The 14474-nt window shown below is 54.7% G+C and carries 9 protein-coding genes; 2 read left to right on the top strand and 7 right to left on the bottom strand.

Going from position 1 to position 14474, the window contains the following annotated elements; translation table 11 throughout:
- Positions 1 to 139 precede the first annotated feature (139 nt).
- On the bottom strand, positions 140 to 757 hold the full coding sequence (locus ABJK56_RS13525) for a hypothetical protein (protein WP_347245198.1): 618 nt from the start codon (positions 755 to 757) through the stop codon (positions 140 to 142).
- Between the two features lie 610 nt (positions 758 to 1367).
- On the opposite strand from ABJK56_RS13525, the gene ABJK56_RS13520 reads away from it, so the two are divergent.
- Positions 1368 to 4292, top strand: coding sequence for an MMPL family transporter (locus ABJK56_RS13520; protein ID WP_347245197.1), 2925 nt, complete (start codon positions 1368 to 1370; stop codon positions 4290 to 4292).
- A gap of 225 nt (positions 4293 to 4517) precedes the next feature.
- On the opposite strand, the gene ABJK56_RS13515 is transcribed toward ABJK56_RS13520, so the two are convergent.
- A complete protein-coding gene (locus tag ABJK56_RS13515; RefSeq protein WP_347245196.1) occupies positions 4518 to 4850 on the bottom strand; it encodes a hypothetical protein in 333 nt (110 codons plus the stop codon).
- 453 nt (positions 4851 to 5303) lie between these two features.
- On the opposite strand from ABJK56_RS13515, the gene ABJK56_RS13510 reads away from it, so the two are divergent.
- Complete coding sequence (locus ABJK56_RS13510) at positions 5304 to 7715, top strand: peptidase (RefSeq protein ID WP_347245195.1); 2412 nt, start codon at positions 5304 to 5306, stop codon at positions 7713 to 7715.
- Positions 7716 to 7755: 40 nt separating this feature from the next.
- Here the strand turns inward: ABJK56_RS13510 and ABJK56_RS13505 are convergent, their stop codons facing one another.
- The 5 genes from ABJK56_RS13505 to greA form a co-directional block, all read right to left on the bottom strand.
- Complete coding sequence (locus ABJK56_RS13505) at positions 7756 to 9147, bottom strand: SLC13 family permease (protein ID WP_347245194.1); 1392 nt, start codon at positions 9145 to 9147, stop codon at positions 7756 to 7758.
- 113 nt (positions 9148 to 9260) lie between these two features.
- Positions 9261 to 11144, bottom strand: coding sequence for a hypothetical protein (locus tag ABJK56_RS13500; protein WP_347245193.1), 1884 nt, complete (start codon positions 11142 to 11144; stop codon positions 9261 to 9263).
- A 322-nt stretch (positions 11145 to 11466) separates the two neighbouring features.
- Positions 11467 to 12336 carry a hypothetical protein gene (locus tag ABJK56_RS13495; protein WP_347245192.1) on the bottom strand — a complete coding sequence of 290 codons (870 nt, stop codon included), beginning with the start codon at positions 12334 to 12336 and terminating at the stop codon, positions 11467 to 11469.
- Complete coding sequence (locus ABJK56_RS13490) at positions 12333 to 13622, bottom strand: Gfo/Idh/MocA family oxidoreductase (protein ID WP_347245191.1); 1290 nt, start codon at positions 13620 to 13622, stop codon at positions 12333 to 12335. Before ABJK56_RS13490 ends, ABJK56_RS13495 begins: the two co-directional genes overlap by 4 nt.
- Positions 13623 to 13947: 325 nt before the next feature.
- A complete protein-coding gene (gene greA, locus ABJK56_RS13485; RefSeq protein WP_347245190.1) occupies positions 13948 to 14427 on the bottom strand; it encodes a transcription elongation factor GreA in 480 nt (159 codons plus the stop codon).
- Between the last annotated feature and the right edge of the window lie 47 nt (positions 14428 to 14474).

Raw genomic sequence — 14474 nt, 5'->3', positions numbered from 1 at the left:
ATCTCTTGATGGGACACGCGACACACGCGGCTTTCTAACTTCCCGGAGAAAAAGGAATCCCCGCTCGCACACCTGCTCTTTGCCCGTATCCTCACGGGACACTCAAAAGACCGGGTATTTCTTCGATTTTCTGAATGAATTACTCAGGCTCAGAGGTGGGTTTCAGCGTTTCCGGATCCACTTCGTAAGCTTTTATGACCGATTCCTCCATCAGCTTCCCGTCTAGGACATTGAAAATCTTCACCACTTGTATTCGAATTGGTCTGTAGCCTCCGCCCTTGGCAAAACCATCTCCATAAAAATCGTGTTCGCCGAGTTCCAGACGCAATTTGCCTTCCACCACCCGCAGGCGTGCCTCCGTTGTGACCCCCCACGTCCCGGCCGCAGAGTTAACGATAGGCACCACCGTGCCCAGTGCCTCGCTGGTCGCCTTGGATTTGCGGAAGCAATACCGGGATACAAGCACTCGATCGAAGATTCTCGGCGTTTCGCTGATCCTTTTGCCGCTCTCGTCGAGGTCCCACAACTTCTGGTGGACAATTACAACATCATGGAACATCGCCATGTCGGAAGTACGGACCAAGTCCATGTACATGGTCCTCGTTTCAATCTGCGATTCCACCCCGCCTTGGTCAAATCTGATTGTTGTGTGCTGATACAAGGTTTTTCCGTTGAGGTGCTTTTGGACAAAGTCGATGGCTTCATCGAAAGGCGATGGGGATTTCCGCTCTTCCGCGGAAGCGCTAGTCACAAGCATCCCAACACCAGTAGACTTAAGAGGGCTGATCGAACCATAGCTGCTCCTTTCGCATCAGAAGGACTACGACAAGATCATCAACACCCATCAACACAGGTTTACTACGCAGGTCGAAATGCCCACTTGCCCACTATGCATTCGCACGGCTTTGTAATTGGAGGTTTTGAACTTTCAACTTGAAAGAAGCGCTGGGTTTCAGTGAGGTTGAAAGTCGCTATCGAATGCACAATTTGGATATGTGGTGAAAATCACGGCGGACCTTGCGTTACCGACGGTCGAGACATTCACAATTCACCTGTATATCACATCCACGGTAGCCCTACCGGCTATTGGTCATCAATTGCCGCGGGCCGGTGTCGTCCCGAAAGGGCCCACTCTTTTGCGACTCCCTTGACTGCGATTGATCGCCACAGGGGGGAACAGCCCTTCCGATTTCGTCTTGCCGCCCCGCGAGTGTTTTTGGTAACATGGGCAACTTGGATAGCTGATCGCATTGGCCGATCAGCTCACTACCACGCAATGGATCTTCGAAAGGGCTGAGCAGATTGGCTGCGTTTCGTGACGCTTCGTAACGAAAGCAACAATCGATTGAATGATATGAGGGGAACGGATGCCCCAGGTTCAGAATACTCACTTTCTCGCTTCTCTTTCTCGGCGACTCGTTACGCTGGCCACTTATCGGCCTGCGCTTACAGTAGCGCTCGGCGGTGTCATTGCGGCCGTCAGTTTATTTGCGGGCGCTCGATTCATCGAAATTCACACAAGTCGGGCTGATCTACTCAATCCGCGGAACGAATACCATCGTCGTTGGCTCGCGTACGTGCAGGAGTTTTCCGATCAGGAAGACGTTTACGTAGTTGTCCAGGGGGATTCTCCGGACCAAATTAAGCCGATTCTCGCTGAGATTGCGGGCCAACTGGAAGAGTACCCGGAATACTTTCATTCCGTCCTTTGGCGAGTGGACAAAGACAGTCTTAAAAGAAAAGGGCTTTATTATCTGCCGAAGGACGAGCTTGCCCAAATTGCCCGGAAAATTGTGGGCCTTCAGGCTACCGTCAGCTCCCAATTGCAGCTTTTTGACCCAGCAGCGTTTGTTGTAGGACTGGCTCACTTTGTTGCGCAAAGCGGTTCGCCGCAAGCGCTCTTACGATATCGTTCTCAGCTTGCAGAAAGTTTATCTCTCCTTGAGCAGGCATTAGAAAGTAACAGTCTATCGGGTGACGGTTCAACACACTTGAATGCGGACAGCGCCTTCGACTCCGCCAACTCTCAGGGAACGGCAGAAGCTGCCCCCGCCGATGTTCTCTCTAAGAAAGTAGGAGGCAACGAGACGTTTGTGTCCCCGGATGGCCGATTGGGACTCCTCCTTCTTCGATTTACTCCGGACAGCAGTAAGCAATTCACGCGGTTCAGTGAGCACATTTCTACCCTTCGGGCAATTCTTCACGAGGTGGAAGCTAGTCACCCAGGTGTGTCCATTGGAGCAACCGGCCTTCCTCTTCTGGAATACGACGAGATGAAGGCCAGCACCTCGTCGGCAACAATGGCCGTCCTCTCGCTCGCAGGTGTCGTCTTCGTATTCTTTGCCGGATTTGGTGGAGTCAGATACCCTGTGGCCGTCAGTTTGTCGCTTTTGATGGGGGTTATTTGGTCAGTAGGGTACGTGGCTCTCGCGGTGGGGCATCTCAATATTTTGACGAGCGCCTTTGGAGCGATGCTCATTGGCCTGGGAGACTATGGTGTCCACTTCGTCTCGCACTACTTGGAGATAAAGCGGAGGACCCATCAAACGCGGGAAGCCCTCATTGAAACGGCAACACTGGTTGGACCAGGAATTGCTACGGGCGCTATCACCACAGCGGCGGCCTTTTTCGCAGGCGCATTCACCGATTTTCTTGGCGTGGCAGAATTGGGCATTATCGCCGGTGGGGGTGTGTTGCTTTGCTGGCTTTCCGATATGACGATCCTTCCGGCCATCATCTGCCTTATGGATCGCGAGACTGATGTCACTTCTATACCATGCGAGCTTGAACTTGCACCCTGGTTCCGTTTTATAGCGCGGGCTCCGCGCGGCATCACCGTGGGCATGGTGGCTGCAACAGGCTTTCTCGCACTGGGACTGGCCGGCTTACGGTACGATTACAACTTGCTTAACCTCCAGCCCGTGGGTCTGGATAGTGTGCAAACCCAGGAAAAACTTGTGACCCACATGAGCCGAAGCAGCTACTTCGCCCTTTCCGTGGCTTCGTCTCTTGAGGAGGCCCGCCGCCGCAAAGCGGAATTTCTGGCCCTACCCACCGTCGATCGGGTAGAAGACCTGGCTTCCGTCATCCCGGAGGATATTGCCGCCAAAAAGCCTTTCGTCGAATCCATCGTGGCTGCCATGCAGCCACTCGCCAATTCAGCGACGATTTCTCCGGAGCAACTCGATCACGCGCTGGCCGTTCTGGCAAACGCCGCCAGCACGCTGCCAGGTGGCTCGCAATTGGCCCAGTGGATAGGCCAGGTGCGGAATCAGGTGCGCCAATTGACTCCTGAAGAGTTGACAAGGCGTCTGGAAACTCATCATCAAAGCGTGGGCCAGGAATTTCCACTGAAATTAGAACTGCTCAGGAATTTGACGACGGAACCGCCAGAGTTGGCTGACCTACCGCCCGCCCTGGTTGATCGGTTTGTTGGTCGATCAGGCAAGCACCTGCTTCAGATTTACTGTAAAGGTGATTTTTGGGATCCCGCAACGATGCGGGAGTTTGTGACGCAGGTCCGGCGGGTGGATCCCGCGGCTACGGGCAACCCCATCCAGATCTATGAGGCCTGCCATCAAATGAATCGCGCCTATGTCGAGGCAGCATTCTACGCGTTTTTTGCGATTCTGATCGCGCTCTATCTTGATTTCCAGAATCTAAAGGATGTTCTGCTGGCTCTTATCCCGCTGTTTCTGGGGATGGTCTGTCTATTCGGCTTGATGGGCTGGTTGAATCTGCCGCTGAACCCAGCCAATATGATCACACTGCCTCTTATTTTGGGGATTGGAATCGACAATGGGGTGCACATCGTTCATGACTTCCGGAAGCAGGGAACCCTTTACAAAATGCCCAGCAATGCGACGCTGGTTGCCGTTGTCGTCAACAGTCTCACGACTATGATCGGGTTTGGGGCACTGATGCTCTCTCCGCATCGAGGACTAGAAAGCCTTGGCCGCGTCCTGGCTTTTGGTGTGGGCTTCACGCTCGTCACGGCCCTTCTCATGCCTGGTTTACTTCGATGGATTCATGGCCTACTGAGGGGAGACTCTGCGTTCGAGAATGAATGGGCGAAATTTCTCACGGACGTTCTCGCTGAGGAGGCCACGGAAGCTATGGCAGGTGGGCCAGATACCCCAATCGGCGTACCGCCCCGTACGAAAAGGCTGCTCTCTGACAATGCCCAACCCAAAGATGCAGAGAAGGCGCCGAATATCGCGACCACGGTCGGAGAATCGCAGCCTCCAACAGAGGCGCCGGTGCAATTTGTCCGACCCCGGCGCGCCGCGTGAGTTTTCGTTGATTCGCTGGTGGTTGGGATGCGCAAACGGGGTGATGACCTCAGCCTGGGTGCACAGACACCTTGAAGTCCGCGGGCGATTGCGGGAGTCGGATGTCTAGTCAACTAAACAGAAGAACACTTCGAAATTGCAGGCAAACAAACGATGGTCGATTAAAGCAGCGCGACTTAACAAAAAAAATAATTGGAAAGTGCTGAAATAGGAGCGTTTCAAGCCTCAGGACATGGCGTCCTGTGATTCCACGTGTTCATCCCCTTGTTCCTGATCGGAAAATGCCGCGGCAGCCTGTTGCTCAGCCGACGGGGGCTCGGCAACGGCTTCCTGCCGGATTAGTTCGCCCACCAAGACTAGGGAAATCCAGACGACCAGAACCAACAGCGTAATTACCGCGACACATCCTGTACCAAGCCCAATGTAACGAAAGGTAGCAGCGGCCGCCGAATTTCCCAACGCGGCCATCACTTCGGCCACCGAAAGCACCGCCGCAAGCGAGACAATTGCGAGAAACAGAACTGTGAGCAATGCCAGCAAAACTCGCAGTCGTATCATGGGACACTTTCCTTGCAGGCCACTTAAATCCGTAACAACGTTCCGAAGTTTCATCTTCGGCACTTCGTGAATTTCCGTCAAGCTGGATAAGGTTGGGGGCATCCGCGTTTTTTCTCTGCCACTTGGAAACAGAGGGCATTTGCGACACGGGCCTGCGGAGGAGCCAGATTCGGCTGGAAACAGCAGGTTGTCAGGTCCGCTCTTAAAACCTGGAGGATCCTTCCACCTTCGCCAGGCACAAAAGCGTGCCCCCTCCGGAGCGGTTGGGAAGTAAACTTTGTCTGGGGCTTTCATAAGAAAATAGGAGAAGATGTGATAATTTCCGCATCCGGCTATGGAGCTGTCCCCCTGTTTTTTTGCCGATCCCGGTAAGCGAGTGTACGAATGCGTCCGCGAACCGGATAATGAAAAAAGTAGGCTGGGGCTCGGTCTCAGATAACGAGGGGTCGAAAGATGATTCGGATAATCAAAGTCGATCACCTCGCTTCGCTTTTTGTGCAGGGCACCATCATTATTGTCAGTGGCGTGGTAGCTCTGGCAATCCCTACTCTGTCCAACGCCTTGGCGGAGGAGGTGATCCTGAAAGATGGGCGAATTCTGACCGGGAAATTGGGGCTTGTCACAGGACTTGTAGATGTTCCCAAGCTCGTTGATCCAGAGGGCGGTGGACCAATTCCTCTGATCGTCTTCGTTGACGATGAACTTCGCCGAACGTTCGTTTCCAAAAGGCAGATCCGGGAAATCCGGCCGGGAGTTGCCGCGGAGATTCAGGAACGGTTCCGCCTTCGTCAGCCGGTGGCCGAGCAGGGGGCCACCATCAGCAGTGTGGGATTCCCGGTGCGGGTGACTCCCTTTGACGAGTTTGGACGGAGAATCTACACGATGCTCACGACGCGGGGGAAGGTGGATGTTATCCAGGGGATAACCGAAATCACGCCCCAATGGGTGCGGATCCAGGGAATTACGCACGTCTGGGACATGCGGCTGGCCACAACAAGTCTTCCGAAAGATGTGCTCTACCGAATCTTGCTCAAAGCCTCGGGAGACAACACGAGTGTCGATACGCGGAAAAGGATCGCGCGATTTCTCATACAGATGTGTCGCTACGAGGATGCGGTGCAGGAGCTTGAGAACGTGCTGAACGATCAGGGGCTTCCTGCGAACGAAAAAGCAGATATCGAGCAATCGCTTCGGTCGCTCAAACAATTATCGGCGAGAAGGATTCTCGAAGAGCTTAGGCTGCGATCGAAAGCCGGCCAACACCGCACGGTCTATACGTTGCTGGAAAAATTCCCGACGGAGGGTGTGGCTGGGGAAATCCTTCAGGAGGTTCGTGAATTCCGTGAAGATTACGACAAACGGGCGCAACAAGCAAAAGAGCTTCTTTCCAAGCTTGAAGTTCTGATTCAGGGGATTGACCAAACAGCTCTTCGACAATTGTGTTTAGAGGTTTTTCAGGAAATCGCTGCCCAGCTCAGTCCCGACACCTTGCCCCGGCTGGCAGCTTTCTCGCAATTGGTGGATGATAATTCGGTGCCAGGTGAAGACCGGGTGGCGCTGGCCATTAGCGGTTGGTTGGTGGGCGCCGATCGAGCGACGCGCAATTTATCCGTCGCCCTCTCGATGTATCGAACGCGGGCGTTAATTGTCGAGTATCTTAATGAAAATGACACCATGAAGAAGGGTGAAATCCTTGAGAGGTTGCGAAAAGAGGAAGGGAGTTTGCCGGCATATTCAGCCGGCATTCTCGCCTACATGGCACCACCGCGTCCGCTGCCGCCAGAGGTTGCCGGCAAGCCCGGTTTCTTTGAGATTGAGCTCACCTGGGATGTGAAGGAGCCTCCCGCCCGGTATTTGGTGCAGCTCCCCCCTGAATATCACCCGCTGCGTCGCTATCCAGCGATCGTGACTTTGCACGGGCTTCAAACGACGCCTGAACAGCAAATTGACTGGTGGGCTGGACCGTTCGACGAAAACGGCTATCGACGCGGACAGGCCGGACGTCATGGTTACATTGTCATTGCTCCTCAATGGACACAGGAACGACAGGTGGCCTACCAGTACTCGGCGCGCGAGCATGGGCTGATTCTTGCGGTACTTCGAGATGCCCTTTCACGGTTTTCCATTGATACGGACCGTGTTTTTCTCAGTGGTCATTTTTCTGGAGGAGACGCGGCCTGGGACATTGGTCTCGCCCATCCCAGTCTCTGGGCGGGTGTCATTATCGTGGCAGGAAGATCGGATAAATACTGCACGTTTTACTGGGAGAATGCGGCCCAGTTGCCGCTTTATGTGGTACTTGGAGAGCTTGACGGCACTCTGATGACGGATAATGCCCGAGACCTGGACCGCTGTCTTAATCGAGCATTCAACACGACCGTTGTAGAGTACCAGGGCCGTGGGAGAGATTCCTTTTCTGATGAGATTCTGCGGATTTTCGAATGGATGTCGTATCAGCAGAGAGATGCCGCTCCCCGGGATTTTACAGCGCGCACCATGCGGCTTTTCGACAACTTTTTCTGGTATGTGGAACTTGACGAAATGCCCCCGGCTGTTGTTCAGCCGCCACTTTCCTGGCCTCCCCCCAATCCAACGCCGCTCATCGTGCGGGGGCGGATCCCTGGGGAAAATACGGTGATGCTCCAAGTGGGAGCAGCGAAGGCAACGATCGGTCTAAATCCCGAGATCATCGATTTCGATAAGCGTTCGACGATTCTTGTGAACTCCCGGCGTCTCGATACGCGGGAGTTATCACCGGATGTGGAAACCCTCCTCAACGACGTGGCTCGTCGCTGGGACAGACAGCATCCTTTCTGGGTCACGGTCGAAACGAGCACGGGCCGTGTTGTTCGACCACGCCGTTAACCAGGGATAACTTTGCTATCGGGTAAAGTGCGGGCTTTTGTTAACCAGTAAAGAAGGCTCCCGGGAGCAGCCACGCGAAGAGAAAAGTGACGAGAAAACCAGCCACTCCCGCCAGAGCGGCCGTCACTGTCCAGAGTTTGAGGGCTTCGGTTTCGTTCCAGACACTCATTCTCGCAACAACCCAGAATCCGCTGTCATTCATCCAGCAGAACACCAACGAACCGGCACCTATCGAAAGGGCCAAATAGACGGGATGGCAGTGAAGGTACTGGACCAGGGCCTCAGGGGTCTTGAACAGCGAACCCATAATTCCGGCTGTGGTCAGCATAGCCACCGTGCTCGATCCCTGAGCCGTTTTCATGACGGCCGCCACCAGAAATCCGATTACCAACAGGAGAAGTCCACCGGCCTGTGACTGCGATTCGACGAAGTGCCCCACGTTCTCGCTGATACCTGTCTGCCGTAGCATGGCACCGAAGGCGCCGCCTGCAGAGGTGATCAGAATGATCATTCCGGCGCTCATCAGGGCTTCTTCGGTCATTCGGCCCAATTCTGTTAATGAGAGGCGGCGGCTCCACACGGTTGTGCCCATCGCCACAATGGCGGCGAGAAAAAGAGCCAGACTGGGATCTCCCATGATTGAAGCCACAAGGGTCGCTGGGCCGAGCTGAGGGTTTTGTTTCGCGAGGACCTTCAGAATTGTATTGGCTGAGATAAGGATAACCGGCAGGATAACCGGGGCACTGGCCAGCCAGAAAGGGGGCAACTCCTGGTCGGGACGAGGCGGGGTTTCCTGCTCACCTGGATAGGGTCGGACTGGCAAAGGGCAAAGTTTTTCGAAAACATTGAGGAATGGAAATACGAGTACCGCGGCAGGGACTCCCACCAGGATCCCCATGAGGATCATATGTCCCACGTCCACTCCCAACAGGCCTGCCACAGCGAGTGGACCAGGGGTGGGCGGTACGAGGGTGTGGGTGAGAGCTGCGCCAGCTCCAATGGCCAGGATTGACAACACGTATCCCGATCGCATCATGCGAGAAAAGGATCGCGCCAAAGGGACGAGAAGGTAAAAGACGGTATCAAAAAAAACGGGAATAGACAGCACAAAGCCGCTTGCCATCAGAGCGATTGGGGCGCGGCGTTCTCCCAAAACTCGAAGACAGGTGCGGACGATCCGGTCGGCCGAGCCGCTTTCCATCAGGCACTTGCCAATGACGGCGGCCAGAGCAATCATCACTCCGATATTGCCGGCCGTGGTGCCAAAAGCCGCCGTTACGCGGGAAATCTTTTCTCCCCAATCACCCGGCGCGAGCAAACTAACCGCAAAAGCGGCCAACATCAAAGACAGAAAAGCATTGAGTCGCACAACCACAATGAGGAGGATGACAAGGCCAATCCCAAAAAGCAGAACCAGAACCGGGCTAACCATCGTTTGCTGAAACCTGTGAGTGCGAATCTTGGAAATGTTCAGCGATGCTGGAAGCAGCACCCCCATTGCTCGCCGGGTTCGCGGTTCCGTCCGCTGGAGTCACGGAGGGCCAATTATTTCTTGGGGAGAGTAAACCCCTTGATAAACCAACCGTCATTTTCCGTCACTGCAAAGACACCCGCCGGTCCCAGGTGACGTCGTACGACCTCGTAGTCTGGAAGTTTACTTCCATCGATCCGTTGCTTGCGGAGGGCGCCCTTCTCTGGGGGCGCGAAGATCGTGTTCAGGATACGTCCCAGCATCGTCTCGCTTTCAGGCATTTTTCCCTGCCGAATGAGTTCGTACGTGGGACGGTATTCCTCATCAGTGAGCGAGAATCCCCGCCAACAGGCCTCTTTCCCGCCCAGTTTCTCGATGGTTTCCATCACCTCCACGAAATCTGGGTTCCGAGCGATGGTCTCGCGTTCACTCTGCAAATCGAGAATCTCGGTGAGATAATCGAAGTGCGACGCAATGAGAAGATATCCTTCGTAAACTGTGATTGATGTGTTGGGGAATAGCGGTTCTGTCTCCTCACTGTCACTTGGTTCGGGTTGTGCCAGTCCTGGGACACCACCAAGTTCGATACGGGGCACCGTGCGTGCTTCGGGCGGTTTGCGCTCCCATATGACCTTTCCGTTGTGCTCGCGTTTACGGAAATGCTTGTCATTGGCAAAGACCTTGGCGATTCCTTTTGCAGCGGCTTGCTCATCTTTCACTTCGATGGCAATCAGGATTCGCTCGCTCGTGGTGGTGATTGGCAATCGGTACGCCGTAAACATGGCCACCTTTTCGCCGAAGTGGGCGAAGAGTTCGTTGCGCAGGTCGATCTGCGGCCCCTGCGGATCATCTTTCAGACCGGCAAGAACTTCATCCCAAACGCCTTCTTCTCCCTCGCCAATAACTTGATCGAATACCGGCCCGATATTGTCGAAACCGGTCAACAGGTTGCAGTAGCCCATCCCTATCGTGGCCAGATCGCGGGGAATAAATTTGGGAACTTCAAAGATTTCACCGTTGGGAAAATCGAACATTTTGGCTGACTTCTCACGCGGAGGGGGCGCGTACACAAATGTGCGATGAACGAGTTCGAAGTCTTCCGTGGAAAAGCTCACAAAGCCACCGATTCCCTGAAAGACCGAAAATCCGGCCGCCTTGAGACGTTCCAGTTGCAGTCGCCGCTGCTTGCGTCGCTCGGGTGGGATGGTCGCGCGGATGGCTTCTGCATAGCCAAATGGGTCGATAAACCACCGGACCTGGGGTTCCTCCCCATCGGGGAGGTCTTTGCGACACCGGGCCATGATGGCATGGAACGACTTCACTTCTGACAGCGAGCTGCCTCTCTCTTTTTGCAGGGTCAGGATGGACTCGATAGCCGCCTGATCGTTTGCGGCGATCAAAAGATCTTCCTGAAGACAATAAAAGACCGTTCCGCCAGTCGTTCCGTCGGCACGTTTAGGCAACGTGATGGCCTGAACTTCGTTGCCGTGAATGGTTGTTTTTTCCGCACTTCCACCGCGTTTTCGGATATCTTCCGCGACTCTGTTCAGAAGATCCTGGGCTTTTTGGCGTTCTCCTGTGATGGTGACAATCGCAGCCAAATTGGCTTTCTCTTCCCCCTCTCGATGGATGACGCCCACGGCTACTTCTCCCGTCGCGACCTCAGCAACGTCTTCCGCGGTGATCCCCAGTTGTTCGCGGGTTCCAGAAAGGCGTTCCTGAATTTGATGTCGCAGATCCTCCACAAACGGCTGAAGAGCGGGGTCTTTGAGTAACTGTCCAATTTGCGTCTTTTCGAAGTGTTCACGGAGCTCCTGAACGTTTCGCACTGCCAAAAATCCCCGCGTTGTTGGGGGGAATAGAGAATCCAACGGGCTGCTCGCCCAACCAGCCGTAGGCAGTGCCAGGACAATCAGCGCTGCCAACCCGACCATCCGTGACGATGAGTTTGCGTGCATTGCTTTCATCCGGGTTTTCCACAAAGTATGCCTGGCTATTCAAATTACCGTAGATCCGCTATATCTCCCGTGCTCGCCGATTTAGTATTAAGTTTGCGCATCTTCACTAAACGGCTCCCCGTCTGTGATCCTTTTTTCTCATATCGGTAAAAAAACGGTCGGAAAGCCACTTCCGTGATATTCAAGCAACTTCCTTCGACCACTTTTTAAACTGAAGGCTCAACGACGGCAAATAACAGCGAACCTGCTATCTGAAGCGCAGTCCCGAGCAGGCGACGGCCGTGTTCGTCAACCGACCGCCACGGTACGCAAATTACTTCATTTATTGATTGCCCTGAGACTGAGTTTCTTTGCGGGCTTCGGATTGCACCGTTTTTTCCTCCGGCCTTTCTCCAGTATTGCTCACCGAAACTCCCCACATTGCCGCGATCAACGCGCACGTTTTGGGATCATACTTTTCGAGGTCGTCCCGCGTGAAAGGGTAAAAATCGTTCTTGCCGAAGAACGCTTCAGAATTTTCGGCAAAGAATTCCATGACGTTTTTCAGGGCATAAGCTTCTTGCTCGTGTCCATTGACGTGCTTGACTTTTTCGTACAAGGCTTCCCGCCTTACCTCATCAAATCGATTACGGAGCTGTCGGTTGCCGAAGCCCGCAGGCAAAAACTGGTCGTGGTACGCGTGGGCCAGTTCGTGGAGGACCATCCATGGTTGCGTCTTGGACCACTTCACGAAGTTACGGCCGTTGGCAATTTCCACGCACTTGGCTTTGTCCGGATTCATATCGTGGCTGCGGAGCCATTCTGGATCTGGATGATAGGCCATACACGGGTGATGGCCCTCGTACTTCTCAACCCAGATGGGAACTTGCATGATCTTTTTGAGGGCCTCCGGTGGGACAGCTTCGCTGATCTGTTTGAGCTGTCTCTCCAGCTCTGCGAATACCCGCTGGTTCAGCTCTTGATCTTCCAGCAGATCCGGAGCCACGTACAGTTTCCACCCCAGAAGATGCTCGACCTTATATTCGCAGGTGGGACGGTACTTTAGGGAACGTGCAGATTCCTGAGCCGCCTCCTCCGGTCGGTTGGTTTTGGAGGCTGCTTCGTACCCAACAATGCTTGCCGGGGATAGGAGGAGGAAAGTTCCTAGTACCAACGGGGTGCACAGTTGTTGCCACAGGGAATGTTTTCTCATAGACTCCAACCTTCGCGATAGGGCTTTCGAATCCAAATATCGGCTTCCGGACAGTTGACAGCCTTGAGGTTAACAGGATCCCAGTTGATCTTTTGGCCCACGCGGAAAGCCACCATTCCCAAGAGGGCTGCTTCGGTCAACGGGCCGGAATATCCGAAGTGGCAGGTTGTCGCTCCGCCTGTTTTGCACGCCTCAGTCCATTCACGATGGTGACCGATGGACGGGGGAATGGTTTGCGGAGGTGGCTGAAAACCGGCGAATTTTTCTTCGGGCCAAAGCAAGCGCCGTCCGTAGTCGGCGAGGATCATCCCTTTTTCTCCTACAAAAAGTACGCCGGAGGCCCAATCGGGAAGCTTGGCTTCGGCCTGCAGCGGCGGCCGCTTCCCACCGTCGTACCAGGTCAGGCGCACTGGGGGAAGCTCACCCCGAGCTGGAAATTCATACCGGACGATGAGCCAGGGTGGGGTGCTATCGGGATGAGGGGGTGGGCCTTCTGCCTCGACGGAAATTGGGTACTTCAGGCCCAATGCCCAGAAAGCGAGGTCTGAGTAGTGGCAGAAGAAATCTCCCAGCGCTCCGCTGCCAAAATCTTTCCAGCCTCTCCATCGGAAAGGTACGTACGCCGGGTGGTACGGCCGGTAAGGCGCGGGGCCGAGCCACAGATCCCAATCCAGGTAGGGCGGGACCGGTGGCGTGTCCTTCGGCGTATCTCCTCCGCTGTAACTCGCGGCACACCACACGTGAACTTCCTGAATGGGACCAATGACCCCCGCCTGCACCCATTCCACAACGCGACGATAATTGTCCCCCGCATGAATCTGAGTCCCAATTTGCGTGACGACTTTTTTCTCTGCCGCAAGTTCTGTTAGATAGCGGGCTTCATACACACAATGGGTGAGAGGTTTTTCGCAGTAACAGTGCTTACCGAGCTTCATCGCCGCAGCCGCTGCCGGGGCGTGTGTGTGGTCGGGGGTGCTCACGACTACCGCATCAATCGAATTCGCCATTTCGTCGAACATACGACGGAAGTCTCGGTACAGCTTTGCCCGAGGAAACAGTTTCGCGGCTTCTGCCAGGTTATTGGCGTCCACGTCGCAAAGGGCGACGATATTCTCATCTTTGACGCCATCAAGATTGGCTTGACCTCTGCCTCCGACGCCGATGGCCGCGATGTTAAGCTTTGATTGAGCGGTCTCACCTCGAGAAGAAACCAGTTGTGTACAAGACGCTAGGGAGGCGAGTGCAGCAGTTCGCTTAAGAAACTGGCGACGGTGTAGCCTGGTCATAATCGTTCTCCTGTAAGAAAGCACGAACCGGGTCGCTTGTCAGTCTCTTGGTGGCTCCACCAGACACTCAAGAGCAGGGCCTGTCCGGGCACTACCATAACATGGGTCAGCCACACGCTCAAGAGCCTGACAACAAATACAGGGGCACGATTGTCGGTTCAAAGTCGTTTCCTGGACGCGGTGGGGGCAAAAGGATTTCATGCCTCGGCCGACCAGGGAACACTGATTCTTACGGGTGGCGGACATGCGAACTTGTTGGTGGCTACCAGGCCACGGCGGCTAGAGAGAATTGTCGCTGGACGGAGCGTGTGGCTGGAGAGATTCGTCATTGTTCGTGACTGATTTTGAGGATTTCCAGGCGGCGGATGCCGGCGGGAACGCGGATTTCGGCCATTTCTCCGGGTTTTTTACCGATCAGGCCGCGTCCCAGAGGACTGTTGGCCGGGATGCGCCCTTGTTCAAAGTCCTCCTCGCCTACCCCCACGAGGGTGTACTTGATAACCTCGCCTGTGGCCAAATCGCGAACCGTAGCGGTACAACCCATGGCCACCCGATCGCGCGGCATGCGGCTCAGGTCCACAATTTCGCAGCGCGCAATCTTATCTCGCAGATAATTGATCTTGGCCATAATGAGACCCTGGGTTTCGCGGGCGCCGTGATATTCTGCATTTTCGCGCAAATCGCCTTCTTCCCGGGCGGCAGCCACCCGTTTGGTCACTTCCACCAACTGGTCCTCAAGTTCCGCAAGCTCCCGCTGCAATTTTTCGTAGCCCTCTCGGGTAACAGGAATCCTTTCGTCCTGCATCTCGTCCTCCACCCTGTTGCGTAGTGGTCACAGTTTTCCCGATACGA

This window comes from Thermogutta sp., from assembly GCF_039793925.1.
Taxonomy (GTDB): Bacteria; Planctomycetota; Planctomycetia; order Pirellulales; family Thermoguttaceae; genus Thermogutta.
The sequence above is the reverse complement of the archived record's forward strand: the minus strand, read 5'-3'. Positions and strand labels throughout refer to the sequence as shown.

What these genes read in the sequence shown, in the direction of transcription:
- ABJK56_RS13525 (WP_347245198.1), bottom strand. Translation starts at nt 757, where the DNA reads ATGCTTGTGACTAGCGCTTCCGCGGAAGAGCGGAAATCCCCATCGCCT.
- ABJK56_RS13520 (WP_347245197.1), top strand. Translation starts at nt 1,368, where the DNA reads ATGCCCCAGGTTCAGAATACTCACTTTCTCGCTTCTCTTTCTCGGCGA.
- ABJK56_RS13515 (WP_347245196.1), bottom strand. Translation starts at nt 4,850, where the DNA reads ATGATACGACTGCGAGTTTTGCTGGCATTGCTCACAGTTCTGTTTCTC.
- ABJK56_RS13510 (WP_347245195.1), top strand. Translation starts at nt 5,304, where the DNA reads ATGATTCGGATAATCAAAGTCGATCACCTCGCTTCGCTTTTTGTGCAG.
- ABJK56_RS13505 (WP_347245194.1), bottom strand. Translation starts at nt 9,147, where the DNA reads ATGGTTAGCCCGGTTCTGGTTCTGCTTTTTGGGATTGGCCTTGTCATC.
- ABJK56_RS13500 (WP_347245193.1), bottom strand. Translation starts at nt 11,144, where the DNA reads ATGCACGCAAACTCATCGTCACGGATGGTCGGGTTGGCAGCGCTGATT.
- ABJK56_RS13495 (WP_347245192.1), bottom strand. Translation starts at nt 12,336, where the DNA reads ATGAGAAAACATTCCCTGTGGCAACAACTGTGCACCCCGTTGGTACTA.
- ABJK56_RS13490 (WP_347245191.1), bottom strand. Translation starts at nt 13,622, where the DNA reads ATGACCAGGCTACACCGTCGCCAGTTTCTTAAGCGAACTGCTGCACTC.
- greA (WP_347245190.1), bottom strand. Translation starts at nt 14,427, where the DNA reads ATGCAGGACGAAAGGATTCCTGTTACCCGAGAGGGCTACGAAAAATTG.